Below are 26,965 nucleotides of genomic sequence, written 5' to 3'. Positions count from 1 at the left end.
AATATACTCCTCTGACAGCATGACTGTCCTTGGCGTGCCGTCTGGACCTTATTAGCTAAAAACGGTATAAACCAATCAAAGGTATTAAGAATCAGGACATCGCAACTGTATCAAACGAACTGATCATGAGTAACGCTTACCGATTCAACCCTGTGGGGATTCAATGAGCAAAGCAAATCCGGATATTGTTGTATTACGCAAGAATACAGAGGGGCTATCGACACGGTCGTACGCGGACGTTCTTCAAGAGAAACTCTCGGGATATACCGTTTCCCACGCGGATACGCCCAGCAAAGAGCGAGAGTTGCTTGAACAAGCCCCCGTCGCTACGGGTGTTACGATGAACAGCGACCTCCTCTCCCACGCAGAGGAACTCGAGCTGTTCGTGGCGGCGTCATCCGGCTATAATCATCTCCCTATGGAGGAGTTGACTGAGCGGGGCGTCGTCGTTTCGAACGCTGCTGGGATTCACGCCCCTGGAATCGCTGAACAGGCGCTTGGGTACTGCCTCATGTTCGCTCGACAGCTCCACACCGGATGGCAGCGGAACAAGAACTACGAGTGGCGCCACTACCAGCCTGATGAGATGAAAGGTAGCACCGTCACGGTTGTCGGCCTCGGCGCGATTGGGACCGAGTTCGTCGACCGCTTGGACGGAATGGATGTCGATACGATCGGCATCCGGTACTCTCCTGAGAAGGGTGGGCCGACTGACGAGGTGTATGGGTTCGACGAGAACAGCATTCACGACGCACTCGCACAGACGGATTACCTCGTCCTCTCGACGCCGCTGTCCGACACGACGCGGAACCTCATTGGTGAGGCGGAACTTAACACCCTCTCGCCGAACGCGTACGTGATCAATGTCTGCCGCGGAGGCGTTCTCGACACAGATGCCCTCATTGCCGCCTTACAGAAGAACGATATAAGCGGCGCCGCACTCGACGTGACCGATCCCGAGCCCCTCCCGGTAGATAGCCCGCTCTGGCGAATGGGCAACGTGCTCATTACACCGCACGTCGGCGGACACACGCCGAAACACTGGGACCGGCTTGCCGATATTGTTGCTCACAACGTCAGACAACTCGACGCGGGGGCCGAGGCGAAGTTCAGAAATCAAGTCAACGATCCCGCGAAGCCGGCCTCATCCGTGAAAATCAAAGAAGACTGACGGCTTCTAGACGCTCTTATACTGACAGAAGCAACCGACTATCTACAGGTTCGCGTTCCCCGAACCGCCGTCGATGACGATTGCTTGCCCGTTGATGTAACCCGCTTTGTCTGAACAAAGGTACGTAACAGTATCACCCAGTTCCATCGGGTCGCCGATACGGCCGACAGGTACTGATTCGCCACGCGCTTCCATTCCTTCTTCGTAGGAGCCGAATTCGCCGCGTTCGACGGCCGCCTCGACGAGGTTCTTGATTCGAGACGTTTCGTGAGAGCCTGGCAGGACTGCATTCACCCGAATCTCGGGTGCGAGTTCGCGGGAGAGAGTCTTTTCAAGCCCGACGACGGACATCCGAACAGCGTTCGAGAGGACGAGCGAGTCGAGTGCCTCCTTGACGCTCCGGGAGGTGATGTTTACGATCGAACCCCCGCCACCGGCTTGAAGTTCCGGCTCGGCCTCGCGGACCAGTCGAACGACGCTCATAACGAGTAGGTCGAAGGCCTGATACCAATCCTCATCAGTCGTCTCTAGGAACGCACCGCTCGGCGGGCCTCCCGCGGACGTGACGAGGTGGTCCAGTCCGCCAAACTCATCGACTGCCGTCTCGACCAGTGTCTCGATGTCGTCTTTCTCCGTCAGGTCGCCTTGCTGTGTGACGACTTCTCCGGTCGCTACCTCGCTGATTTCGTCTCTGGCCTCGGCCAGTCGCTCCTCGTCGCGACCGTTGATAACGACGTTCGCCCCCTCACGAGCGAGTGCCGTCGCCGATGCCTTTCCGAGACCGCTGCTCGATGCCGTCACAAGCGCTGAGTCGCCTTCTAGTTCGAGGTCCATATATACATGACTTCAGCAGTGGTGTATATAAATTGTGTAATCGGCACCTTCTCTTGTCGGCACTGAGATGTCACCCACTTCTTCAATCGCTGGCCACACCTCCGACCCCGTGACTGCTGTCCTTCCGGATACAAAAATTAACAAGCTCTTCAGCCGAACCACCCAATAGTCTCCAGAAAGCATGCGAACACGAATCAATGGCCGATGGATCATCGGCTTCAGAGACGGTAGTCATCACATCGTCCCGGATGGAGAAGTCGTGTACGAGGACGACACTATCGAGTACGTGGGGACCGAGTACGGCGGTGCGGTGGACCGTACCATTGACGCGTCCGACCACTTGGTCGCGCCGGGGTTCGTCAACCTCCACTGTGTGGCCAACACCGATCTACAGGTGTTACAAATTGATGTCGATTTGCCCGGATTTCCGAAGTCGGATGACTTCTGGACGAGTTCGGAAGAGGTTCTTGACCAGCAACAGACACGTCACAGCGCTCGACACGCGCTGGCGACGGCGCTCCGCTGTGGATCGACGACTGTCGGCGCCATCACGACTATGGCGACTAAACGGTGGGGGCCGCCCGACTACGAACCGACCGCAGTCGCGGCTGCGTTCGAAGAACTCGGCCTCCGGGGGTACGTCGCACACGAGTTCCACTCGGGCTCTCACCGCGACGACAGCAGCGCGGTCACTGAGGACAAAAATCGCGGGAAAGCGGAACTCGACCGAGCAATCGAGTTCGCCGAGATGGTCCAGCAGTCGGGGTCTGACCGCGTGCGACCGTACCTTTTCCCGTATACGCTCGACAGCTGTTCGCCCGAACTATTCACTGAGGCGAAGGAGGCGGCCGATAGGCTAGGCACCCACATGCGAACGCACTTCGCCCAGTCGCGCGCCGAAGTTGAGGCCATCCGCGACGAATACGGAAGTAGCCCGGTGTACTACTTAGAAGATATAGGTGTCCTCGATCGGAACCTCATCCTCACGCACGGTATCTACCTCGCGGGGAAGGACGGCCTGCCACACGACGACGGAAGCGAACTCGACCTCCTCGCCGAGCGCGGGGTGAGCCTCTCTCACGAACCGCTCGTCTTCGCCCGGCGAGGCGTCACACTGGAGTCGTTCTCCAGGTATCGCAACCACGGAATCAACATGGGTGTCGGAACAGACACATTCCCACAAGACATCGTCTCGCTGCTTCGGTGGGGGGCCTCCGCCGGCAAGACTGTCGACCGGCGCGCCGACACGGCGACCGCCCGCGAGTTCTTCAACGCCGCGACTCTGGGAGGGGCCCGTGCCCTGAACCGTTCAGACATCGGCCGGCTCGCCCCGGGAGCGAAAGCTGACATGGTCTGTATCGATTTCTCATCGCCACACGTCGGCTACGTCCAAGACCCCATCAAGTCGCTAGTGTACCACTGCTACGGGACCGATGTCGATCACGTCGTCGTCGACGGGAACCACCTCGTCGACGGTGGTGCGGTTCGCAGTATCGACGAGCGACAGGTCGCCAACGACGCCCAGACGGTCATGAACGCGATGGAGTCAACATTCGCCGAGTGGGACGACGAGGGTCGCAGCGCCGATGACCTATTCCCACCGACCTACCCGGTGGCAGGAGGGGACCCGTGAGAACGAGTATCGATGGCGCGTGGGTCATTGGCTTCGACGAGGATATGGAAAATCACGTGGTTTACGAGGACGGCGTGGTCGTGTTTGAGGACGACGAGATCGTCTATGTGGGCGATGACTACGATGGGAAGACCGACCGAGCGTTCTCCGGGGAGTACTTGATTATCCCGGGCTTAGTTAACATGCATGCGCACCTCGACGCGGCGAACGGCCCTTTCCAGTACGACCGCGAGTTGGACTGGGACATGTACGGAGTTCGCCCGGCGGAGTGGGTCACTGATCCGGATGAGCACCCGGCGTTCACAGCCGGTGATATCGAGGCGTGGGCTCGCCACTCCATGGCAGTGCTGCTTCTCACCGGTACCACGACGTTCGCCGACCTAACGTCGTGCGTGTTCAAACGCTGGGACAGTCCGGTGTACGAACCACAAATCTACGCTGAGACGGCCGGCGAACTCGGTCTCAGAGCATACCTCTCTCACCGGTTCCGCTCGGCGTTCCCGTACGCTGAGGGGGACGGCGAGGTCGAACTCTTGTGGGATGAGGAGCGCGCCGAGCGCGGGTTCGAACGCGCGCTCAGGTTCGCCGACCAGTATCATGAAACGTATGACGACCGCATCCGGACGATGCTCTTCCCCTACACGCTTGATACGGTGTCCGAGGACCTACTCCGGCGGACGAAAGAGGCGGCCGACGACCGCGGGATTCAGGTGCGGATACACACGGCCCAGTCGCGGTCAGAGGTGGAAAGACTACAGGACAGCCACGGGATGACGCCGATAGAGTACCTCGACTCGCTCGGCTACCTCGACGACAACGTGTGTCTAACTCACTGTATGTACCCGGACGGACAATGGCAGGACGACGGGGTCCCAGATCCTAACGACGAGACCCTCGCTCGTATCGGGGAGGCAGGTAACACGGTGATTTACTGCCCCCTCGTCTATCGCTTCCACGGTGGCGTGATGAACTCATTCTCGCGCTACCGGGAGCACGGCATCAATATGGCATTAGGTACTGACACATTCCCGCAGAACATCGTCGAAGAGATGCGTTGGGCCGCCCTCGGTACCAAACTCGTCACCAAGGACCCGACGGCTGGCAGCACTCGCGAGGTATTCGACGCAGTGACACTCGGCGGCGCTCAGGCCGTCGGTCGTAGCGATATTGGACGCCTCGCCCCCGGAGCGAAAGCGGACGTGGTTGTCGCAGATGTCTCTGGAATACACGTGCGGCCGAGCCACGACCCGCTGGTGTCGTTAGTCCACTACCTGACGCCCGCGGACATCGAACACGTCTTCGTCGACGGCGATCACCTCGTCCAAGGTGGTAGCATTCCCGGAGTTGACGAACAGGCGGTACTGGCCGACGCACAGCGAGTCCACGAAAAGATGGGTCGCATCTTCACCGAGTGGGTCGGCGAGGACGACCCTGGTGACGTGTTCCCATCAGCGTATCCCGTCGACCCGGACTTTGACCGTTCACGGTAGCTGAGGATAGTATTTCCCAGCATAGTAAAGTGCCGCCGTGAGAATCCAGAGGTATGCCCGAGAGCAAGTATTTCAAACTCTCGACGGAGGAACGGCGCCGGGCGGACCGACTTCACGATGAATCGACTGTTGTCGACGGACTCATCGCCACCGATGCGTACCTGACAGACCCAGAGTATCGCCCTCACCCTTCCGAGGGCGGCATTGACGGCGCGAACTTCACGGTGGGGAGCTACCGCGACAGCTTCGAATCCACTCTGGCGCAAATCACCGAGATTCGCCAACTGACTGACCGCGTCGACGCAGAGGTCGTCGAAACTGTAGCCGACATCGACACGGCAGTCGGCCACAAGGAACTCGCTGTCGTCCTCGGCTTTCAGGATACGAAACCCATCGGAGACGACCCTTGGAAGCTCGACCTGTTTGCGGAACTCGGTGTCCGCGTGGTTCAGCTTACCTACAACGAGCAGAACTATGTGGGAGCTGGCTGCTGTGAGCCGGAGGATACGGGTCTCTCGTCCTTCGGCCGTGATATCGTCGATCAGTGTAACGACCGCGGTGTCGTCGTCGACCTCTCGCACTGTGGTGACCGAACGACAATAGAGGCCATCGAGCACTCTGCCGACCCGGTTGCCTGTACCCACGTCGGTGCCCGGGAGCTCTGCGGTGCGCCCGGGCGGAACATGACCAGAGAGCAACTCGAAGCGCTAGCGGACGCTGGGGGTGTCGCCGGTATCACGTTCTTCCCGCCGCTGGTCAAGCGCGAGGAGGGGAGCCACCGACCCGCCGAGAGTACCGTCGACGACGTGCTCGACCACGTTGATTACGCGGTCGACGTGATGGGTGTCGAGCACGTCGGTATCGGGACTGACCTCGACGACCGATCGCTCGACCGCGGCGAGACGCCGCCCACGTCCGCACTCAGACACTACCGGCCGACGCACCCTGAGATATACGGCGCAGGGCCGACCGATGTCTATGACCCGTATCCAAAAGGCATTCACCGCCACACGGAACTCAGGACGCTCACGCGAGGACTCGTCGACCGGGGATACTCCGACGAAGGGATCGCGAAAATACTGGGCGGGAACTTCCTCCGACTGTTCGAGGAGGTCTGGGTAGCCTGAGCGGTTGAGTGACCAGTTCATGACAACATATAACACCTACTTGACTCACGATACAGACGTTCATGACTGAGTACACCGTCGACCATTCGATTCCCGCGACAGATGAGAACGTCCACTCGGAGTGGGACCGTACCCTCGAACCGGTCGTAGAGGCCGAACCGGGTGATGTCGTCTCGTTCGACTGCCGCGACGCATGGGACGGACTCATCGACGAAGAGATGACTCCCGAAGGCGTCCCTGACGCGCTCGAACAGCGCGACGGTGGCATGCCGATAACCGGCCCCGTTGTAGTCGATGAGGGGCGTCCCGGAGACGTCCTGGCGATCGAAATCCTCGACGTGGAACACGACGACTGGGGATGGACTTCTTTCCGGCCCCGAGAAGATGAGTTCGGGCTGTTATACGAGGATTTCGAGGATTGGGGATTACACTACTGGCACCTCGAAGACGGCGTTGGACGCTTCGTCGACGGTATCGAGGTCCCGCTCGACCCGTTCCCGGGGACTATCGGCTTGGCACCCGCCGACGCGTCACAGCGTTCCATGGGGCCGCCACACGACGCCGGCGGGAACATGGACACGAAACACCTCACCGCGGGGACGACGCTGTACCTCCCAGTGGAGGCTGAGGGTGCGATGTTAAGCATCGGCGACGGTCACGCGGCGCAGGGTGACGGCGAGATTTGCGGCGGTGCCATCGAGACACCCATTACTATCGACGTGCGACTCAATGTCCTTTCGGACCGTGAAATCTCACAACCGCAGTACCGGATGCCGGACGGTCACGCTTCGCCGGCTGATGTTCCAACGTACGCGACGATGGGTATCAGCGACGACCTCATGGAGGCGACGCGCAAGGCGACGCTTTCGATGGTCGAACACTTACAGGACGAACGCGAACTTTCGGCCCACGACGCCTACATCCTCACGTCAGTCGCCGCCGATCTGAAAATAAACGAGGTCGTTGACAAGCCGAATTGGACCGTATCGTCACACATTCCCGTGGATATTTTCCCGGAATAGCGAGGCCTGCGGCCGCGGACGGAAATTCACGACTGGACGAAGTCCGAGACGACGTTGACGAACTCGGGTGCCTTGTCCGTCTGGATGTGGTGTTTCGAGTCGTGCCAGACGTGTATCTGTCCTTCGTTGAGCCCCTTGTAGAACTCGTAGGCGTCGTCCAGCGGTTTGTGCGGGTCCTTCCCGCCTCTGTCGTGCTCGGGGTCGTCGTACTGGCCGAGCGAAAAGAACGGATTGGTGCTCCACGGGAGCAACACGGGCACCTCGAAGTCCTCGGGTTGCCTGGCGACGGGTGTCCCCTCGTATGACAGCGTCTTGTTGTACAGATGAGCTGTCCCACGAATTGCCTCGTCGCGCTCGTTGTTATACTCCCAGTTGCGGTGCTCTATCTCGTAGAGGCGTTCAATTTTCTCGTCGGTAATCTCCCGCCAGAAGGGGTGGTATTTCGTCTCGGTGAAGTAGTGCTCTTGGTACTTTTCGACCTCCGCGCGCACGGCTTCGATTGTCGGTTCGTCGGTTTTAGTGCTGGGAGCCGGCGTCCCGAACTCCCGGACTGTCATGCCACCGTTGACGGGGACAGCGTGGTCGACGAGGTCAGGTCGCCGGAGCGCCATGTGACACGAGATGGTCGCGCCCTCGCTGTTACCTACGACCGAAACGGAGTCGAGGCTCAACTCCTCGACGAACTCGATAATGAACTTCGCGCGCTCGGCGGGGTAGTAGTCTACCTCGCCACGTGGGTCAGTGAACCCGAACCCGGGCTGATCGAGCGCGATGACACGGAACTGTTCGGCGAACCGCTTGATGACCGCGCCCCAGTTCATCTCGGCCGACGAACTGAGGCCGCCGCCGTGTACTAACAGCAAGGGGTGTCCGTTACCGATGTCGAAGTGGTGGACGTCAACGCCGTCCACTTCGACGAACGAGCCCTTCTCTATCAGGTCGTGCCAGTCGGAATACATGTATCTAGACTGTGTGAGCGGTCACTTAACCCTATCTCCGCTCTACACCCGTGTCAGTACAACAGGGAAAAAGGTAAATGGGCTTCTGTCAAGTACCTATTCGTATCATGGCAGAGCTTATCGACCTCTCTGGTCACATTGAGGAGGATCAACCGATGGCCGGGTCAGCCGACGAGACCCGACTGTTCGCGAACTTGACCCACGAAGAACGCGGCTTCCAAGTCAAGAAAGAACTCGAAGAGAAGGGCATGGACAGCGAGACGGAGTACGTCACCCGCCACCTTCGCGCCGAACGCGAGGGCTACGAGGAGGAACAGCCGATGAATCGCACGATGATTGTCAGCGAACATGGGCCGACTCACGTCGACTCTATTGACCACCTCGATCCGACATCGGACCTCTCCATCGACGAGATGCCCTTGGAGTGGTTTCATGGCGACGCTGTCGGTGTTGACGTTTCCCACGTTGAGCACCCCGATCCGATTACTGTCGAGGACATCCAGGGAGAACTTGACAAGCACGATCTCAAAATCCAGGAGGGCGACATCGTCACTCTCGAAACCGGGAACCGGAGAGAAAACTACTCCACGACGGACAAGGAGATGAAGCACCGGTACAATTCGAAGTTCGTCGGCCTCAACGAGGAGGCCGCAACGTGGCTCGTCGAGAGCGGAGCCAAAGGTATCGGCATCGACTCGATTAGCGTTGACCATCCGCCGAACATCTACCCGAATTATAATTTCCCCGTTCACGCCCTCGCATCGCGCGAAGAGGTCGTTATTTGGGAAAACCTCGCGAACCTCGCCGAGGTCGCGGGTATGCGGTACACGTTCTCTGGATTGCCGCTAAAGATCCGAGATGGGACCGGTTCGCCGGTCCGGGCCATCGGTATCGTCGAGTAACGCCGCCGTTCAGCCGTTGGGTTCGACCGCCCTATGGTTTTATACGCCGGTCGTGTTGGTAAGAAACTGTGAGTCAGAGCAGTTCATACCAGACGATAGAAGAGCACGCTAAACGGTTACACAACTTAGAACAGACAGACCACCTGCTCCGATGGGATTCCGACGTGATGATGCCACCGGAAGGAACGACTGCTCGGTCTAGTCAGCGAGAGACCCTCTCGAAGATGATGCACGATCTCCGAGGTGCGGACGCGCTCGGAAACGCGCTCGACCGAGTCAACGAACAGCAGTTGAGCGAGGACAAACAGGCCGTTGTCCGAGAGATCCGTCGAGAGCACGAGGTGACGACCGCGGTTCCGGACGAACTTCACAGAGAAATTGCCGATGTCACGGCGCGCGCTCATGAGGCTTGGAAGGAGGCCAAAGAAAACGACGACTGGGCTGCCTTCGCCCCGGTGTTCAAGGAACACGTCGAACTCCGCCGAGAGTGGGCCCACAATGTCAACCCTGACGGCGACCCATACGAAGTGCTCTGGAAGAACAAGCTCGGCTACACCTCCCAGCCACATATCAGCCTCTCGATTGTGAACCGGGTGTTTGACCGCCTCAAATCGACCCTGCCACCCATCATCGAGGATGTCCGTGAGAGCGATGCCGACCTCGCGACTGACACTTTCACTTCTCGGGGGCCGTACGATGCGGAGATACAGAAGGAGGCCTTCGAAACCGTGTTAGACGAGCTCGGTCTAGACTGGGGGCGGGCTCGGTTCGACACAGCCCCGCACCCTTTCTCGTACGGGAATCCACATGATGTCCGGCTCACGACACGGTTCGACGAGGCAGACCCGTCGAGTGGCTTCACTGCGACGATGCACGAGTTCGGACACACGACATACCACCACGGGCTTCCCGCCGAGCATTATGGGACACCTCTCGGCCGCGCACGCGGACTGACGATTCACGGCTCCCAGTCTGGCGTCTGGGAGAACCACGTCGGCCGCTCTGAATCGTTCTGGGAGTTCATATTACCCATCTTTCAGGAACACTTCCCGCAACTGGAGGACGCCACGCCGACAGACGCGTACGAGGCGGTCAACCAAGTCAACGAGTCCAACGTCATTCGGACTGCGGCCGACGAGTTGACATACCATATGCACATCATCGTCAGGACGGAGATCGAGCAGGCGCTGATCGCCGGAGAGATTACTGTCGACGAGGTCCCACACCTGTGGGACAAGAAATACGAGCAGTATCTCGGCGTCGCGCCGGACTCGGATCGAGATGGACCGCTTCAGGACCCGCACTGGTCCGGTGACCTCCCAGGATTCATCAATTACACACTCGGTCACGGCGTGCTGGCCGCACAGGTATGGGCAGCCGCCGAACGGGAACTACCGCTTGACGACCAGATTCGCAACGGCCAGTTCGAACCCCTCCACCAGTGGATGGGCGAGAACATCCACCAACACGGCCAGCGATACGAGTCACAGGAACTCGTTCAGCGGGCGACTGGTGAGAAAATAACCGCTGACTACTTTCTTGAATACATCGAGGACAAGTTCAGAAATCTGTACAACTGCTGAAAGAGTGACTCTGTCTCTCAAACTGGTCCGTTCTCTACGCTACTTTTTTAACTAAGGTCGGAGACAGCAGTCGTATACACTAGTACAGCGCCAGAGTGTCGGACTATTCAATCACAACCAACAATGAACTACTCACAACGCGCACGAGATATCGAACCATCCGCAACCGTCGCAGTCGGGAATCTGGCTGCCGAACTCCGGGCAGATGGGGCCGACATAGCCGACCTGAGCGTCGGTGAACCCGACATGGGAACGCCAGACCTTATCGTCGAAGCAGGGCGGAAAGCACTGGCTGACGGACACACCGGTTACACAGCATCCAACGGGATCTCGGCGCTCCGCGAAGCCATTGCGGAAACGCTCCGCGAACGACAGATTAGCCACGAGGCCGACGATGTTATCGTCACGCCGGGAGCGAAGCAAGCGATTTTCGAGGCTGTTCAGGCTCTCGTCGATCCCGGCGACGAGGTCATACTCATCGACCCAGCTTGGGTTTCCTACGAGCACATCGTGAGCCTCGCAGGTGGCTCAGTCTCTCGTGTGACTACGGAACCGCACGACTTCCAACTCGAACCCGCCTTGGACGAACTCGGTGAGGCTATCGACAACAGCACGGAGCTTGTCATCGTTAATTCGCCATCGAATCCGACGGGAGCCGTTTACTCTGATTCCGCGCTTCGCGGGCTACGCGACCTCGCAGTCGACCACGACGTGACCGTCATCAGCGACGAGATTTACGGTGAAATCACGTATGACGGCGACTACACTAGCTGCGGTGCGCTTGACGGGATGACTGAGAGAACCGTCACTATCAACGGGTTCTCGAAGGCCTACGCGATGACGGGCTGGCGGCTCGGGTACATGGCGGCGCCGTCGGGCCTCGTCGAGCAAGCGGGGAAGATTCATACCCACTCGGTGACCTGTGCCCCGAACTTCGCCCAGCATGCTGCCGTTGAGGCGCTCGAAAACGGCGATGCTGCGGTTGAGGAGATGGTCGATACGTTCCACGAACGCCGGGACTTCTTGATCGAGAGACTTGCTGGGGAGGGTGTCTCGGTCAGCCCGCCGGACGGGTCGTTCTATCTCATGGTTCCCGTCGACGAAGACGACCAGCAGTGGTGCGAGGACGCCCTCTCCGAGGCGCACGTCGCCACTGTCCCCGGAAGCGCGTTCGGCACGCCTGGGTACGCCCGCTTTGCCTACACTTGCGACACGGAACGGCTGGACGAGGCGGTTTCGCGGCTCTCCGAGGGAGGATTCCTCTGACCGTTTCGGACGAACGGTAACCTCGTGGTAGAAACCATTTTATCATCGGCTATTCAACAGATAGCCAATGTCTGAGAGTAGTAGTCACGCGGTTCGTCAGGCTATTGAGTCGAACCTTGATTCACATATCGGCCGTATTCAGCGCGCAGTACAGCAGCCCAGCGTCAGCGTTGAACAACGAGGCCTCCGAGAGATCTCAGAGCTGATGGTGGAATATCTCGACGAACTGGGCTGTGACGAGGCAACGCTCGTTGAGACCGACGGCGCGCCGGGCGTTTGGGGCTATTACGACGCCGGCGCGGAGAAGACACTCATCAACTACGGGATGCTCGATACCCGACCGGTCAACCCTGACGACTGGGATCATGACCCATTTGGTGGGGAGATCAAAGAGACCGACGAGTTCGGCCGTGTCATCTATGGCCGCGGGTCAGTCAAAGTGAAGGGCGCATTCGTCGCTTGGCTGAATGCGCTAGAATCAATGAAAGAGGCACTTGGCGAGCTTCCAGTCAACGTCATGTTCCTGCTCGAAGCTGAGGAAATCAATGGGAGCCCGTACTACTATGACATGGTCGACGAGTACGAGGGACGCTTAGAGGAGGCGGACGCCTGTTTCTGCCCGCTCGCGGGTCAAGGTGCTGACGGGAACGTTACTGCCTCACTGGGCTACAAGTCGGCGCTGTACTTCACGCTCGATGTCTCCGGCAGCGACTGGGGCCGCGGTCCACAAGGCGGCGCCGTTCACGCAATGAGCAATGTCACCGTTGACAGCCCCGCCTGGCGGATGGTCGACCTGCTCTCCTCACTGACCTCTGACAACGGGACGCACATCGATATCGAGGACTACTACGACCAGTACGAGCCCCCGACCGAGGAAGAGCGCGAGGAGATACGGCAGTTCGTCGAGACACTCGACGAGCGGACTGAGACGCCTCGCGACGAACTGTGGAAACACCTCCCGGGCCTCGGACGCGGCGCCGGCGAGGTTGAGAACCTCACGGATGATCTCCATGAGGACGTTGTTGAGGCGTTTATCAAGCACTTCTACGGACCTGAGTCGTTCAATATTCAGGGCATCAGTACCGGATACCTCGGTCCGGATACGAGCACGAAACCCTTCACGCTCCCCGGAGATGCCTCCGCTAAATTCGACTTGCGGATGCCCCGGGGGTACGACCCGGCGATCGTCCGCCAGCAACTCCGTGACCACCTCGACGACCACGGCTTCGAGGATGTCAAAATGGAAGTCTCCGGGCAGCACACATGGTGTAAGACCGACCCCGACTCGGACCTCGTCGAGGCCGCTCGGACCGTCATCTCCGATCACGGCCGCGGGCTAACGCTGTGGCCTTTCTCTGCGGGCGGCGTTCCGTGGGCGGTCTTCGGCAGCACGTTTGACATCCCCGTCCTCTATGGCGTCGGCCTCGGGTACGGCGCGAACTCTTCGGGCAGCAACGAGTTCTTCGCCGTTGACGGAAATGATGCTGTCGGTGGGCTCGTTGATTGTGAACTGTCTCACGCCGAGATGGTAATTGAATACGCGAAGTAATACGTCAGCTTATTTCCGCGGTCCGCCTCAGCACAACGTCGAAAACGGGATGTTTGCCCTTGTTGCTGCCTCTCTCCGCAACCGAGCTATTCGAACCGCAGGTTGCCGCCGTCCTCGTGACCGGCGAGGATGCGATATACTGACTCCGGCTCGATTGTGAGCCCGAACTCGAAGCTGACTGCGTCCGCGATGTCGCCCACGGTGCGCTCGCCATCAACGAAGTTCCACGCCTCGTCAGATACAACCCTGAGCGACCGCCAACCGGCGTCCTCGTCTGATTCGGCGAATTCGTCCGCTATCGATAGGAGGTCGTCGTACTCGAGCCCGACCCAACGGGAGACGAGATCGTCGGTCGTCCGAACGGGAACAAGGTCTACAACCTCGCTGCGGTCCGTGTCCGCTGGTACATTGAGCGAGGCTTTCACTTGTTCAGCCGTGCGCTTGATCTGTTCCTCCAGCTGATCGAGAGTGTCGGATACGCTGTCCGAGAGCTCCAGCACCGAGTTGAGCGCCTCGATGTCGCGATCGGCAATGAAGTCTACGTGACGACGCGCACGCGGGGTCGCGTCTCCAGAGTAGCGTCCACCAAGCCTCTGGAGTCGCTGTAGTGACCGACCTCCGACAGTGCGGGCGATGCTGCTCGCTTCGTCGGCCCCTGCGGTCGCGAGTTCCAGTGCGGCGACGCCGGAAATGAGGGCTGAGCGCCGGAGAGCTGCCGGGTCAATGACATCCGCAGTCAGGAGCTGGCTGTGGAAACAGCGGTCCGGCCAGGACATGAACAGCGGTGCCGGGATGTCGCACTGGGCGAAGCGGCCGTTGTCACTCCACGGCGTGTAGTAATGCTGTTTGAGACTGAGCAACGGAAGCTCCTGTCCGCCTTCCTTGCCGATCCAGTCCGCTTCCTTCGGCGACTGGTCGGCCAGTTCCGCAAGGTAATCGTTGGTAAAGTGAGGGACAGAATCCGGCGACGATGAGAGTAACAGGCAGGATTCGGTCTCCGATTGCTTGTGCCCCGTCGAACAGTATGTTAGGGACGTGACAACGTCCTCGGCCGCGTCCGGATTCCTCTCTAGGTACTGCTCAGAGACGGGACCTTCAACCCCAATGATGAACTTCACCGACCGTTTGAACTCGTACTCGTCGGCCAGTTCGTTGAGTGTGCGTGCGAGTTCGACCACCAGACCAGTTCCTTCGGCGCAGTTCGCACCGGGTTTGATCCCGGAGGCATGCCCACAGAACAGTATCGTCTCTTCCGGATTTTCTGTCCCAGGAATCGTGGCCTCTAGGTACGGCGCCGTGGTGTCGAAGACATCGACATCGACGTTGGCCTCAACTGTCACGGCGCCGTCGGCAAGCGACTCTTTCAGAACCGCCGCGGACTCTTGTGGAATCGACAGCGCCCAGATATCCTCGTCGGCGAACTTCTCGGCTGGTCGGAGGCGGAGCAGTTGTGCGGCCTCCGGGACGAGTTCAGGCTCACGTACATTCGGCGTCTGGTACAGCATGTAGTCGGTGACGATGCCACGAGCGCCCGCTTCCAGAGCATTCCCTGCTGCCTCCCACCATCCTGGTCGTCGTTGCGTCCCGTGGACAAAAACCACGTTCCCCTCGATGTCCTTGGCTTCGAAATCCTCGGACGACTCACCAGTCCCGACATCGACGACCTCGAACTGTTCAGGCCCGTTTGTTGGGGAGGACCCCCACGCGAGACAGGCTGGCGCATCGTCGAATTTGACTAACGACTCACGCTCCGGTTCGATGATAGAAAGAGACGCGTCGTTCGGTTCCCACGCGGCCTCGACCGTCGGCTCGTCTACTGAGATCTTCAACCCTGCCTCTCGGAGCGACGATTCCACCTCGTCCATGGCTGTTTGGAACCCACTGGTTCCAGGAGCTCGGTAGTAATTCGTCAGTCCGACTGCAAAATCGCGCGCGTCAGTAGGCGAGAATTCCCTGTCAAGTGCGTCGAAACGGTCGGACCGTCCACTCATCGGTCGTTCCTCCAGTCGTTGGTGGCGGCACTCGGGATACGCAGCTTTTCTAATCGCATCACCAGCCGGTTCCAATGGTAATAATAAGAAGCTTCCGACCCGCACAGTTTCGAGATACCCTGCCTCAGGAGACGGCTACCACGCTTCACTAGATCGGAAAGTCCATGATCATTCCTATAGTTCGTGTCATACGCAAAACTTTTATACGTATTGATGTTGAGTGTGAGGTATGGTGTCCCAAGACACAGAGGGCAGTAATGGAGATACAACTAAGAGTGAGAATGTTTCTAACGCTAGGCGCGACTTCCTCCGATTGACCGCAGGAGTCGGAGTGACCACGGGAACGACAATGCTCGCCGGTTGTGCCGGTGGCGGAGGCGACGGCGACAGCGACGACGGGATGGACGGCGGCGACGGCAGCGACGGCAGCGATGGTGGAGATGGTGACGATGGCAGCGACGGTGGCGACGGTGACGTTCACGGGGGCACGCTCAACATTGCGATGAGTGTGGGAGTCACAAGCCCCCTCCACCCGGCTCTGGCATCGGACCAGACCTCGGCACAGATCCTGAACCATGTCGGAGACCAGCTGACTAGCGTAGACCGCGAAGGGAACGTCACTGCGGAGCTCGCCAAGGAAATCCCGGAACCACCGGAGGCCAAAGAGTGGGTCAGGTTCACTACGCCCCCCTTCGTCGCGCAGTACCCCGCGCCCTGAGGCGTCCCTTCGAACGCCGCTGTCGACGCGAGGTTGATGATGCGCCCGGCGTCGCTTCCGTAGAGGTGTGTGGCTGCGTGCTTCGTCGTCAGGTACACGCTTGTGAGGTTGACTTCGGTAATCTTGTCCCAGTCCTTGCGGTCGAGTTCGGTGACCGAACCTGGAACCGAGATACCAGCGTTGTTGACGAGGATATCGAGGCCACCGTACTCTGAGACGGTCTTATTTACGGTCGTCTCGACTGACGCCTCCTTTCCGACATCGCATTCGCTGAAGAGTGCGTCGCCGCTCAACTCTTCGATGATGTCGACAGTCTTGCCCCGGTTCCGTTCCGCTTCCAATTTCGGGTTTTCTCGAACGTCCGCGACGACGACGTTGGCGCCGCCCCGGGCGAGTTCGATGGCGATGCCGCGGCCGATACCGGCCGCTCCGCCGGTAACCAGCGCAGTCTTTCCTGTGAGATCCATACGCTTCCTGTAAGATGGCGGCAGGTATAGATTGGGGGTCCCACGACGGCGGTGTTCAGAATGATACAAATCGAAATATACGTTTCTCAAACTGTTTCAGCAACGCCGAAGCAGAAACTGCTGCCGACTGGATCAGATCGTTCAGGTTCGCATGGAATCGGCTTACCTGAATACTACGCCCCGCTGTGTGGATAGATTTAACATACCGCACGGAATGAGCTATATCATGCCAATCCAATCGGCCGAGGAGGCCTACGAGATAGTTCTGGAGCAGTCACAGCGCGTCATCGACTTGGAGAAGACTAACCAGCTAATGCGCTGGGATTCAGATGTCATGATGCCGCCGGGTGGCGCCCCCGCTCGGTCCAGCCAGCGAACGACACTCTCCGCCGCGCGTCATCGGTATCTCACAGACGACAGGCTCAGCAAGGCGCTGGAGGCGCTCAAAGACGCCGATTTAGGCGATCGGCAGGCGGCGATTGTCCGTGAGGTACGACGCGAACACACCACGGCGAACCGAATTCCGGATGAGCTCAACGACGAAATCAGCGACATCAACTCGCAGGCTCACGAGGCTTGGAAACAGGCCCGAGAAGCCGACAACTGGTCGGAATTTGGCCCATACGTGGCCGAACACTTCGAAGTAAAAAAAGAGTGGGCCGAACACGTCGATCCGGACGGTGACCCCTACGAGGTGGTGTGGAGCCAGCGAACCGGCTACTTGGGCCAGCCACACATCTCGCTGGAGACGGTTGACCGAATCTTCGACACGCTCCGGGAGGAACTCGTCCCGCTTATCGAGGAAATCCACGAGAGCGATGTAGAACTCGCAACGGATGCCCTGAAGAGTGACGACGGCGAGTTTGACGTAGAAACCCAGAAAGAGCTGAACAGAGCGGCGCTTGATGCGATGGGACTGGACTGGGACAGGACCCGGTTCGATGTCGCACCGCACCCGTTTTCGTTCGGGAACCCACACGACGTTCGAATGACGACGCGATATGATGAGACGGATCTTACGGAGGCGCTGACCGGCACTATTCACGAGTTCGGCCACACGGCGTACGCTCACGGCTTACCAAAAGACGAGTACGGGACGCCACTCGGGGAGCCACGAGGTATCGGGATCCATGAGTCCCAGTCGCGATTTTTCGAGAATCATATCGGCCGGAGTAAAGAATTTTGGGAGCACTTCATGCCGACGGTTAAGAGGAAATTCCCGCAACTAGCGGATGTCTCGCCGCGTGAAGCTTACGAGTGCGTCAATCAGGTGTTCGACGACAACTCCATCCGTGTTGAGGCTGACGAACTGACCTACCACATACACATTATTCTCCGGACGGAAATCGAACGGGACCTCTTCAACAACCGAATCGATGCCGAGGAGATCCCCCAGCTCTGGAACGACAAGATGGACGAATATCTTGGCATCCGGCCATCGACAGACAATGAGGGATGTCTACAAGACCCTCACTGGTCTCGGAGCCTCCCGGGATTCATTGGGTACACCATCGGTAGCATTCTCGCCGCGCAACTTGACGCGACGATGCGGACGGAACTCGACGAGGATGTCGATGAACTCATCCGGAATAACCAACTCGGCCCTATCCGAGAGTGGCTAACCAATAACGTCCACTCGTACGGCCAGTACTACCGGGCTGACGAACTGATACGGCAGGCCACCGGAGAGGATCTCACTGCCGAGTACTTCGTCGACTACGTCAACGAGAAGTACGGCAAACTGTACGACCTCTGAGGACATCTTCTCCGGCCGGGATATTTTTTATTTGTCCCACACATACGATTGTATGGACTCGCTTTTGATACTGGGGGGAACGAGATTCATTGGCCGTGCGACGGTTGAGGAGTTCCACTCGGCTGGATATGATGTAACGATCTTCACCCGTGGAAACCGGCCAAATCCGTTCCGTGGCAACGACGCCATCACACACCTGACGGGTGACCGAACGGACCGGTCCGCAATTGAAGAGGCGTCTCGTCAAGTCAACCCCAACGTCGTCGTGGACTGTATCGCTTATCATCCGGAGGACGTTCGAGTGGCCACCGACGTATTCGAAGATGTCTCAGCCTACGTCTACATCTCTTCGAGCGGCGTCTATCCGGACGATATTAATCCAAAACGTGAGGACGACACACGGATTCGAGAGTGTACGCCCGAACAGGCCACTGACGACAGTCAGGAGACATACGCCAACAGGAAGGCAGAGGGTGACCGCGAGGTCTTCCGCGCCGCGAACCGCGGTGTGAACGCGCTCAGTGTCCGCCCTTGTTTGGTCTACGGGCCCCACGACTACACACAGCGGTTGAATTATTGGATTAACCGAATCGAAACCTACGACCGTGTCGTCGTTCCTGGAGATGGACAGCACCTCTTTCACAGAGTGTTCGTGCGTGATTTGGCCCGTGCTCTCAGGGTAGTTGCGGAGCGCGGAACGCCAGGTGAAGCTTACAACGCTGCCGACCGGGAGTTGTACGATCTTGATACGTTGCTTACAGCGATTGCTAGGGAACTGAACCGAGACGTTGAATTCGTCCACGCGACTGAGCGCGATCTAGCCGCCGGTAATCTCACAGTGGACGACTTCGTCTGCTATCGGGACTATAACCACGTGCTGAGCACCGAAAAGCTAGCCAAACTGGGATGGGACATGACGTCTATCGACGAAGCGATTGCGGAGACCGTCGAAACGCACCTTGAGAACGACATCGGGGGAGGGAAGCAATCATTTCCGCGTGAGAAGGAATCGCGTGTTATTGACCACATCGACCGTACCGACCCTCGATAATCAGCCATGGAGCGACTGTTGATGCCGAGCACCTGACCCTACTTGTCCGAGGGCGGGTCGAAGGAGTACCTAATAGCAGCAGTCGAATACGGCCACATTCTGACAACGATGATGGTGATCATAAACGCCGGATAGTTCAAAACAGCAATTAGGAAGGCAAACCCGGACACAGTAACTATTGGGCCGGCCACCGGCACTATCTTGCGGGAGAGCTAACTCGCGGAGCACCTGACAATAGTCGTGAGGTTGAACATCATCGTCACCACAACACGGCTGCGAACAAGGAAATACTGAATGATAAAATCGTTGGTAGTAGCGGCAACAGAGCGAACAGGCCGAAGGCGAACGTGACAGTACCTACGGTCACGAGCCACAGCTGACGGCCGGTCCGCCAACGGATTAGCGACTCCGGAGAGGTTGCCGAAATACTCACACTGGTTCCAGCTCAATTACTGTACTCAAACCAACCAGTTCGCGGGCGATTACTCCATCGGGACCTCGGCCTCTATCTCTATCATCACCGGTGAGTCGCCAAGGGGGACCGTCCCGATGACCGTCTGGCACGGATACGGCTCTGAAAAAACCTCGTCGTAGACCGTCTTATACCCGTTTAAAGAGTCTTGTTCCCCCATAATGTATACAGTGACCTTGGCCACGTCGTCTAAGTCCTTGTTTACACGGTCTAGGAGGACCTCGATGTTACTGAACGTCTTTCGCGTCTGGGCTTCGAGGTCTTCGCCGACGACGTTCCCATTGCTGTCGCGAGGAACTTGGCCCGCCATATAGAAGTTCCCATTATCGACGATGCCGTGATTGTATGGTGTTTCCGCTAGTTCGTCTGGACTGAAGGCTTTACGTGTCATAAATATATGTATACCCCCCAACTCATAAAACATACCCTGTCCACCGGCAGGAGTTTGACTGCTGCTCAGAGCCCGCCTTCTGCCGTAACGAAGGACGAAACAACGTCGCACCACCGCGGCGCTTTGTCGGTCTGGACGTGGTGTTTCGTGTCGTGCCAGATGTGGATCTCGCCCCTCTCAAGCTGCTCAAACAGACGGACGCCCATATCGAACCCCTCGTCACGCTCGTAGGGAGGGAGTCTCTCCGGGGTTACCTCGACAAGCTTTTGTTCCGGATTGTCCTCAGGCTCTCCTTCCTGACGCGGCCAGCCTTTGTACGGTTCCGTTCCCCAGGTCACGAGCGCTGGCTGTTCGACGTCGACCGCTGCCTCGGTGATGTGCGTTCCTTCATAGCTCAGAGCCTCGTTGAGGGACTCGGCGGAGGTCTGAATCTTCCTGCTCCTGGCGTTCGTGAACTCCCAGTTTCGCTGCTGTATCTCGTGGACACGTTCGACTACTTCGTCGGTAATCCCGGACCGGAAGAGCGGATGGTACTCAGGGTGGACAAGGTGATTGTCTCGGAAATCCTCGAGGAACTCACGTGCCCCCTCAAGCGTTGGCTCATCCGATTCGAGGTTACCGGGGAGTTCCCCTTCGACCAGTTTGCGGGACGCCGAGCCGGCGTTTACCACGATTAACTTTTCTACCAAGTCGGGATACTCCAAGGCGAGATAGACCGCTTGGAAGCCCGCTCTGCTGTTCCCCGCAACAGTGACGGAATCAACATCAAGATCCTCTAAAAACTGCGCGACGAAATCCGCTCGCTCGCGAGGCATCTGGTCACTTTCATCTCGGGGTGCGGTAAATCCGAACCCCGGTTGGTCAAGCGCAATAACACGACAGGATTCGCTCAGCAGTTCGATAACTGCTCCCCAATTGAGTTCTGCACACGAGGTTAACCCCCCTCCGTGAAGGAGAACGAGAGTATCCCCGGAGCCTTCGTCATAGTAGTGGACGTCCGTCCCGTCGACTGTTAGGTACTTTTCGCTATCAATCAGCTGCTCCCACTTTGTTAGCATGTGAACGCTCGAATTATTGTCTGGGAGTGTGCTAACTATTCCGACCTCTCTGATGTATTGTTCTTACCATAACAGTTAATTTCTGTGCGCATAGCGTACCGATATGAATATTCGACCACTCCGAGCCACTGAAATCGAAACCGTCGTGAGCAAACTCTGGCGGCCATTTGCGGAAGCGCAAGAAGCGCGAAACGAGCGCTGGGAGTTAGCTGACGATGCCGAGGAAGCGATGGTATCCAACTTCCAAAACGGCGTCCGTCAGGACGACGTCTTCGTTTATTTAGCCGAGATGGATGATGAGGTAATCGGTTACCTTCTATTCGAAGTCCGCGATACGCCCCCGATTTTTACTCGGGAGCGTGACTGTGCCCTCGACCAACTGTACGTCGAACCCGAACACCGAGGGAAAGGAATTGCACAGAAGCTGCTAGATCGTGCGGTGAGAATCGGTAAAGAGCGAGGAGCAGAAACTATCGTTCTCACCATCGACGCGGCGAATGAAGGAGCAATCGAGTTCTTTGAAGACTTGGGATACGACATTTGGCGGCATCACATGTACAAGCCCTTGTAAGTCTCACCTCAGCGGCTAGTTCTTCAAGGAATCAAACTGGGCTGTCAATTTCTGTGTTGAAATTCATACTAACGGGAGTGTGTACTCCATATGCTATATGTGACTATTCGGGGGAAGACTCCTATCTTTGCCGTAAGTCCTAGCAACAAATGTCAACTGATAACTTTTGATGATATTATCTTCCGAGCTTGTAGCAACTCCACGGTTCATATTTGATATAGCGTTATATGATTTACAATCTGTCTGAGATCATCTATTCGCACGAAAAACGGCGTTAGCGGGGCAAATAAGCGGTTTTGTACGATATCGGGATCAACTTTGGATTAGTCGAGTAGTCACAAGTAAATTTTTGAGGCTGCCCGCCGTCGGTGAAGCTGACTCGATGGCACAGCCACCTGAGGGCCCTCAACCCGGGGGTACGACCGCCGAGACACCACTTGACGAGCCGCTGCCGAATTTTTTCGACGCCAAGGCGAAGACGATCGACGAGTCGACGTCAGCAGATGGCACGACACAGCGATCGGGAAACTACGTCCAAGCGTTAGAACGCGTCATCCCAGACTGGGTTGAGTGGATGAACGACCGCGGCGTGACTACGCTGGAAGCAGTCGATAGTCGCGACCTCGCACGATACGCTGGCCACCTCGCCCGTCGCGTGAATGCTCGTCGAGCGAGCAACGATACGGACGGCATCACAGCGGCTACTGCCTGGAATTACTACTCGCTTGTCTCCGCGTATCTTCACTACTGCCAGCAATGGGAGTACATTTCAGAGAACCCCGCGGACACCGACCGAGCGAAGGACGAAATGCCTGACCGGCCCTCGACTGACTCCGGCCAACAGCAGTTCTGGTCGACGAAGCAGCGCGAGACAATCGTCTCGTACGTTGATGAGCAAGCGTATGAGGCGATTGATGCGAATCCACGGAGTTGGGAGGCACTTACAGCTGCCCGCAACCGGGCGCTTGTCTACGTTATCGGCTTCTCAGGCGTCCGCGGTGCCGAAGTCCTCGCAGCCAGTCGTGATGACCGTCGGACGGGAATCACGTGGGGAGACGTCGATACTGACCAGGAGGTCTTGACGGTACTCGGGAAAAGCCAGCAAATCGAGAAAGCACCGCTAACAGACCGCCCTGTCGGCGCCCTCAGTCGTTGGCAAATGCTCTTAGACCCACCTGTCGATGCGTGGCCGGTGTTTCCCTCGTTCCATCTCGCATCGCTGCGAGACGCTGCGCGAAGCCAACTCCAAGACCGCGGCGTCGACTCGGAGACCATTGACACCGTTACGAGCCTTGCCACTACAGAACTCGTCGACGCCTTCCGGGAACGCGAACTTACCCCACCGACTCTGACTACTGAGGGTGGTCGATATACCCTGAAAAAGCTCTCTCAGGCCGCTGCTGTGGACTGTTCTGGCGACTCGAAAGGGTATCTCACTCTCCATGGCGCTCGCCGTGGTGTTGGTGAGGCGTACTACGATGAAGCAGGATTTAGCGACGCACAACGCGTCCTCCGACACGAGGATCCGTCGACAACGTCGAAAATGTACGCCCACAAGGAAGCGAGTGAGCTCTCCGACGTGGGCAGCGATATTTTCTCAGCAGACGAGTAGCTGTCGTCGCTGTCCGAGAGTATTGAAGATCTAAATAAAGCGTATACCGCGATACTAATCGAGAGCGTAGCCCCACTCTTCGAGCAGGTCAACGACATCGTCCGTATGCTGAAGGCCGACCAGTAACGCTGCTTCCCGGAGATCGGCCTTCCGCACGCTTTCTCCGAGTCGACTCTCAACGATTGATTTCTGTGTCCGTTGAACGTTTAGCGTCTCTTCTTGGAGGTGAAGCTGGACGGTTTGTTCGCGCCCATCTGTGATGCTATTCCGGCGTAAAATCCACGGAATGTCACTCCTTGCCGTGTCATTTTCGCCACTGTCATCGCTGCTTCCCGCTCCAGTACCAACTGCCACTTCGGCCGTTTGGGCCCCTGTGCTACTGATTTCCGTCTCTGCTGTGTCTGATGATTCGAACTCCGGATCGTCGTCTTCTTCCTCGTCATCCCACCCGTCGACGGTTCCTTCCTTGAATCCCCCCATCAGACGGTCACCTCCTCACGATCATCCAATGCGCCGGGTTCTGGCGGAGTAGGAGCGGTAATTCCGCCCTGTGTTTCGAGGAACCGGGCAATCCGGTCGAACTTTGCTAGCGTCTCAACCTCGTACTCTCGGCGTCGACTCCGGTGGGTTCGGACAAACTCGAACGCACTACACTGGTGTCGCCAGCAGCCCTCCATCATCGACGTGCGGTCGCCGATTACTTCTGGGACCTCGAAGGGAACGTCCTCGACGATCTCGCTTTGATCTTTCGTGCCCTTGAACTCGATTGGGACCGCTCCTAAGACACCAACGTCAATATTCAACTCATCAGCGAAGTTCGTTGCGAGTTCCTCGAGTCCTTCAACCGACGCTTCACCCTTTGCGGATGGCTCAAACGGGATAAGAAGGTTTCTCGTCGCGTAAATCGCGTTGTAGAGGTGATCTGACTCCGTTGCTGGCGGATCGCAGATGAGGACATCATACCGGTCCGGCACATCATTCTCAACGAGGACTCGGCGGAGCTGGGCGTAAATGTTGTACGCATCGCCGAAGTCCTCTGCCCGACTTTTTTCCCGGACTAAGTGGTCTGAGAGGTCCGAGAGAGTGTTGTGCTCCGGAATAATGTCAATCCCTTCTGCTGTTCGGATCAGATCGTCGAAGTCACCTCCTGGGTTATCGACGAGGTGTCGCACGAGACTATCAGCTGACGAGTCACTCCGATCGTCGTCGACATCGAACAGTCGACTGAGATTTCCGTCCTGTGGATCCAGTGGAATCACGAGGACATCAAGCCCTGCTCGGGCATGCGCACACGCGATGTTCGCTGTCAACGATGTCTTCCCAACGCCGCCAGCCTCGCTGTAAACCGTGTACGAGAGCATGTAGTATGATTAGAGACTCAGCACATAAATTTACGTCAGACATACATCTATGACACTTGTATAACCTAGATAGCAGTGTGATATATGTGTCTTAGATATCTTAGATAGCAATGTAGGACGTGTGTCTTAGATGTCTTAGATTGATATATGAGATGTCTAAGTCAGGTTCCTATGTCACGTGCCAACGACAGCGATCCAACACAGTATCGTAGCACGAATTCCCTCCTGCGGCAGGTAGTTTCACTGAAAAGGTGGTTCTGATAGCGAAGAACGTCTAAAAATTGTGTGACACAGTATTTGACTCCCCCCAGAACCGTCCGAGTCGTTATTTTTTGCCACCGCTATGTTCTACGAACCGCAGGCTAAACTCCACGTCCCACCAAGCTCAGTGAAGGAATCGACGCCACACCCAGCGGCCTCAGTGCGCTGGTTGTCAGTTCAGCGGATTTGTTTATCCTTCCAAAAGACACAGACTACCAGACGGTGGTTCTCTCTGCTCCGATCACGTTTGTTCCGCTTGGTCGCGTTCTCACGACGATACTAGCGGTCGGTTCGCTTGCGACAGTGCCAGCGATTACTGTGTACAGTTCTCAGCACATCGGCCGGAAAGGTATAGCAGCGATTGGCGTTGTTCTCTCGGTCGCCCCGGCTTTCTTTTTCAGAATTGTGGCGGTTGGGTCAGTGTCAATGGTTTCGTACCGACTGCTGGAGTTGGCCCATCTTATCATACTCACTGCGATAGGAGCCCTTGTCTGCGCAGCTCTCGTCTCGGCGTGGCAGCCGGATGTTGAAGCGGCCGGAAATTAACACGGAGCCTTCGAAGGTAGTAGATTGCGACACTTCGCAACGCCTAGTACGCTGTAAGAATAGAGACAGAGGGCAATCCGTGTCGATCTGTGTCGCGACATACTCCGACAGTCGACTGACCGTTCGTTTTACTTTATGTGCTAAACAGCAAATAAATGGCGGGAATTTCACGAGAAACTACTGTTGCCCAGGTTTTATCAGCAGGTGATGAGGTAGTGAATTCGTTCACGATGACCGATCGCCTCTACGTCGACCCGGATGCGCTTCCACCACTTGACTCATTCTCGCGACGATCCAGAGACGAATCAGTGCTGTTTACAACTCCGACGCACTTCTCTGTCGATTACCGGATCAACCCCTACATGGTATCCGGAGTGGACAACTCCACTGCGGACCAACAGTGGCGCGAGCTTGTATCCAGCTATGAGGATCTCGCCGATGTTTCGATCATGGATGTCGACGCTGTTTGGGACGATTTTAGCGAGGTAGAAGTTGCTCCGCCCGGAGAGCTGCCAGATATTACCTTCTGCTCGAACCACGCTCTTTCGCTCCCAGATCGCGACGGGTTCCTGCTCGCGCAGATGGCGACTGACGAACGGCATGATGAGCCCGCCTACTTCGAGCAGTGGTGTGACAATCGGAATATTCCAACTGAGCAACTTCACGTAGATGTACCATTTGAGGGGTGCGGCGATGCCCGCTGGCATCCGGGTCGCCGCCTTCTCTGGGGCGGTTACGGGCCACGAACTGACCTTGCGGCATACCGGGAGATAGCCGACCGCTACGACGTTGGGGTCGTTCCGCTCGAACTCACTGACGACTCATACTACCATCTCGACGTTTGTTTCTCGGCTATCGATGAACACACGGCCGTTGTGTGTCCTGACGCATTCACTGACGCGGGCCGAGAGAAACTTGACAAGTTGTTTGAGACATTGATCGAAGTCTCACCAGAGGCGGCACAAGATCACTTCGCGTGTAACTGTCACTCGCTGTCAGGCGACATCGTTGTCATTGAAGAATCAAACCACCAAACCATCCAGGCGCTTGAGTCACGTGGGTATGATACTCTCCACGTGTCAACGGATGAATTCATGAAAGCAGGCGGCTCCGTGGCGTGTATGGCGTTTCCGTATTGAAAGGAACCGCGCCAGTATCGCCCGCACTGTCATTG

22 protein-coding genes and 1 pseudogene are annotated in these 26,965 nt (G+C 57.6%); 15 read left to right on the top strand and 8 right to left on the bottom strand.

Translation table 11 applies throughout. From position 1 onward, the window contains the following. Positions 1-163: 163 nt before the first annotated feature. Complete coding sequence (locus tag ABNG04_RS15080) at positions 164-1,171, top strand: D-2-hydroxyacid dehydrogenase (protein ID WP_371163210.1); 1,008 nt, start codon at positions 164-166, stop codon at positions 1,169-1,171. 42 nt (positions 1,172-1,213) lie between these two features. Here ABNG04_RS15080 and ABNG04_RS15075 read toward each other — a convergent pair whose 3' ends face one another. After that, on the bottom strand, positions 1,214-2,005 hold the full coding sequence (locus ABNG04_RS15075; RefSeq protein WP_371163209.1) for an SDR family oxidoreductase: 792 nt from the start codon (positions 2,003-2,005) through the stop codon (positions 1,214-1,216). 181 nt (positions 2,006-2,186) lie between these two features. On the opposite strand from ABNG04_RS15075, the gene ABNG04_RS15070 reads away from it, so the two are divergent. From ABNG04_RS15070 to ABNG04_RS15055, 4 genes are all read left to right on the top strand, one after another. Continuing rightward, on the top strand, positions 2,187-3,638 hold the full coding sequence (locus tag ABNG04_RS15070) for a chlorohydrolase family protein (RefSeq protein ID WP_371163208.1): 1,452 nt from the start codon (positions 2,187-2,189) through the stop codon (positions 3,636-3,638). Further along, positions 3,635-5,128: a chlorohydrolase family protein gene (locus ABNG04_RS15065; RefSeq protein ID WP_371163207.1), complete on the top strand. Its 1,494-nt coding sequence runs from the start codon at positions 3,635-3,637 to the stop codon at positions 5,126-5,128. The genes ABNG04_RS15070 and ABNG04_RS15065 overlap by 4 nt, the downstream gene beginning before the upstream one ends. A gap of 53 nt (positions 5,129-5,181) precedes the next feature. Next, positions 5,182-6,255, top strand: a complete 1,074-nt coding sequence (locus ABNG04_RS15060) for a dipeptidase (RefSeq protein ID WP_371163206.1) — start codon at positions 5,182-5,184, stop codon at positions 6,253-6,255. Between the two features lie 62 nt (positions 6,256-6,317). Then, positions 6,318-7,277, top strand: a complete 960-nt coding sequence (locus ABNG04_RS15055) for an acetamidase/formamidase family protein (protein WP_371163205.1) — start codon at positions 6,318-6,320, stop codon at positions 7,275-7,277. Positions 7,278-7,303: 26 nt separating this feature from the next. On the opposite strand, the gene ABNG04_RS15050 is transcribed toward ABNG04_RS15055, so the two are convergent. Further along, positions 7,304-8,236, bottom strand: a complete 933-nt coding sequence (locus tag ABNG04_RS15050) for an alpha/beta fold hydrolase (protein WP_371163204.1) — start codon at positions 8,234-8,236, stop codon at positions 7,304-7,306. Between the two features lie 107 nt (positions 8,237-8,343). On the opposite strand from ABNG04_RS15050, the gene ABNG04_RS15045 reads away from it, so the two are divergent. The 4 genes from ABNG04_RS15045 to ABNG04_RS15030 all read left to right on the top strand — a co-directional run bounded on the left by ABNG04_RS15045 (position 8,344) and on the right by ABNG04_RS15030 (position 13,536). Beyond that, the gene (locus ABNG04_RS15045) at positions 8,344-9,138 is read left to right on the top strand and encodes a cyclase family protein (RefSeq protein WP_371163203.1); all 795 of its coding nucleotides are present in this window, start codon (positions 8,344-8,346) and stop codon (positions 9,136-9,138) included. A gap of 68 nt (positions 9,139-9,206) precedes the next feature. Continuing rightward, entirely contained in the window at positions 9,207-10,721 is a 1,515-nt protein-coding gene (locus ABNG04_RS15040; RefSeq protein ID WP_371163202.1) for a carboxypeptidase M32, read from the top strand. Positions 10,722-10,844: 123 nt separating this feature from the next. Next, positions 10,845-11,987, top strand: a complete 1,143-nt coding sequence (locus ABNG04_RS15035) for a pyridoxal phosphate-dependent aminotransferase (RefSeq protein ID WP_371163201.1) — start codon at positions 10,845-10,847, stop codon at positions 11,985-11,987. 67 nt (positions 11,988-12,054) lie between these two features. Further along, on the top strand, positions 12,055-13,536 hold the full coding sequence (locus tag ABNG04_RS15030) for a M20/M25/M40 family metallo-hydrolase (protein WP_371163200.1): 1,482 nt from the start codon (positions 12,055-12,057) through the stop codon (positions 13,534-13,536). Positions 13,537-13,622: 86 nt separating this feature from the next. Here ABNG04_RS15030 and ABNG04_RS15025 read toward each other — a convergent pair whose 3' ends face one another. Then, positions 13,623-15,401: a M28 family metallopeptidase gene (locus tag ABNG04_RS15025; RefSeq protein WP_371163199.1), complete on the bottom strand. Its 1,779-nt coding sequence runs from the start codon at positions 15,399-15,401 to the stop codon at positions 13,623-13,625. Between the two features lie 603 nt (positions 15,402-16,004). Further along, positions 16,005-16,712 carry an SDR family NAD(P)-dependent oxidoreductase gene (locus ABNG04_RS15020; protein ID WP_371163198.1) on the bottom strand — a complete coding sequence of 236 codons (708 nt, stop codon included), beginning with the start codon at positions 16,710-16,712 and terminating at the stop codon, positions 16,005-16,007. Positions 16,713-16,783: 71 nt separating this feature from the next. Between ABNG04_RS15020 and ABNG04_RS15015 the strand changes: the two are divergent. The 3 genes and pseudogenes from ABNG04_RS15015 to ABNG04_RS15005 form a co-directional block, all read left to right on the top strand. Further along, positions 16,784-16,882, top strand: a pseudogene (locus ABNG04_RS15015) (IS6 family transposase); the annotation flags it as partial. Positions 16,883-16,938: 56 nt separating this feature from the next. Continuing rightward, positions 16,939-18,468, top strand: coding sequence for a carboxypeptidase M32 (locus ABNG04_RS15010; protein ID WP_371163197.1), 1,530 nt, complete (start codon positions 16,939-16,941; stop codon positions 18,466-18,468). A gap of 52 nt (positions 18,469-18,520) precedes the next feature. Further along, on the top strand, positions 18,521-19,519 hold the full coding sequence (locus tag ABNG04_RS15005) for an NAD-dependent epimerase/dehydratase family protein (RefSeq protein ID WP_371163196.1): 999 nt from the start codon (positions 18,521-18,523) through the stop codon (positions 19,517-19,519). Positions 19,520-20,001: 482 nt separating this feature from the next. Here ABNG04_RS15005 and ABNG04_RS15000 read toward each other — a convergent pair whose 3' ends face one another. Together ABNG04_RS15000 and ABNG04_RS14995 are read right to left on the bottom strand one after the other, a co-directional pair. Continuing rightward, positions 20,002-20,382 (bottom strand): RidA family protein, encoded by a 381-nt coding sequence (locus tag ABNG04_RS15000; protein ID WP_371163195.1) that lies wholly within the window; start codon positions 20,380-20,382, stop codon positions 20,002-20,004. 65 nt (positions 20,383-20,447) lie between these two features. Further along, positions 20,448-21,440, bottom strand: a complete 993-nt coding sequence (locus ABNG04_RS14995) for an alpha/beta fold hydrolase (protein WP_371163194.1) — start codon at positions 21,438-21,440, stop codon at positions 20,448-20,450. Between the two features lie 103 nt (positions 21,441-21,543). Here ABNG04_RS14995 and ABNG04_RS14990 point away from each other — a divergent pair, with 103 nt between their 5' ends. Continuing rightward, the gene (locus tag ABNG04_RS14990) at positions 21,544-22,011 is read left to right on the top strand and encodes a GNAT family N-acetyltransferase (protein WP_371163193.1); all 468 of its coding nucleotides are present in this window, start codon (positions 21,544-21,546) and stop codon (positions 22,009-22,011) included. A 382-nt stretch (positions 22,012-22,393) separates the two neighbouring features. After that, positions 22,394-23,623 carry a tyrosine-type recombinase/integrase gene (locus tag ABNG04_RS14985; protein WP_371163192.1) on the top strand — a complete coding sequence of 410 codons (1,230 nt, stop codon included), beginning with the start codon at positions 22,394-22,396 and terminating at the stop codon, positions 23,621-23,623. Between the two features lie 54 nt (positions 23,624-23,677). Here the strand turns inward: ABNG04_RS14985 and ABNG04_RS14980 are convergent, their stop codons facing one another. After that, entirely contained in the window at positions 23,678-24,103 is a 426-nt protein-coding gene (locus tag ABNG04_RS14980; RefSeq protein WP_371163191.1) for a DUF7970 domain-containing protein, read from the bottom strand. Further along, a complete protein-coding gene (locus ABNG04_RS14975; RefSeq protein WP_371163190.1) occupies positions 24,103-24,984 on the bottom strand; it encodes a ParA family protein in 882 nt (293 codons plus the stop codon). Before ABNG04_RS14975 ends, ABNG04_RS14980 begins: the two co-directional genes overlap by 1 nt. A 962-nt stretch (positions 24,985-25,946) precedes the next feature. Between ABNG04_RS14975 and ABNG04_RS14970 the strand changes: the two genes are divergently transcribed. Next, the gene (locus tag ABNG04_RS14970) at positions 25,947-26,930 is read left to right on the top strand and encodes a dimethylarginine dimethylaminohydrolase family protein (protein WP_371163189.1); all 984 of its coding nucleotides are present in this window, start codon (positions 25,947-25,949) and stop codon (positions 26,928-26,930) included. Positions 26,931-26,965: the final 35 nt, after the last annotated feature.

It is taken from the genome of Halorubrum miltondacostae, from assembly GCF_041379815.1.
In the GTDB taxonomy this organism is placed as follows: Archaea; Halobacteriota; Halobacteria; order Halobacteriales; family Haloferacaceae; genus Halorubrum; species Halorubrum miltondacostae.
Note: the sequence above shows the minus strand (reverse complement) of the source record. Positions and strands in the feature narration are given on the sequence as shown.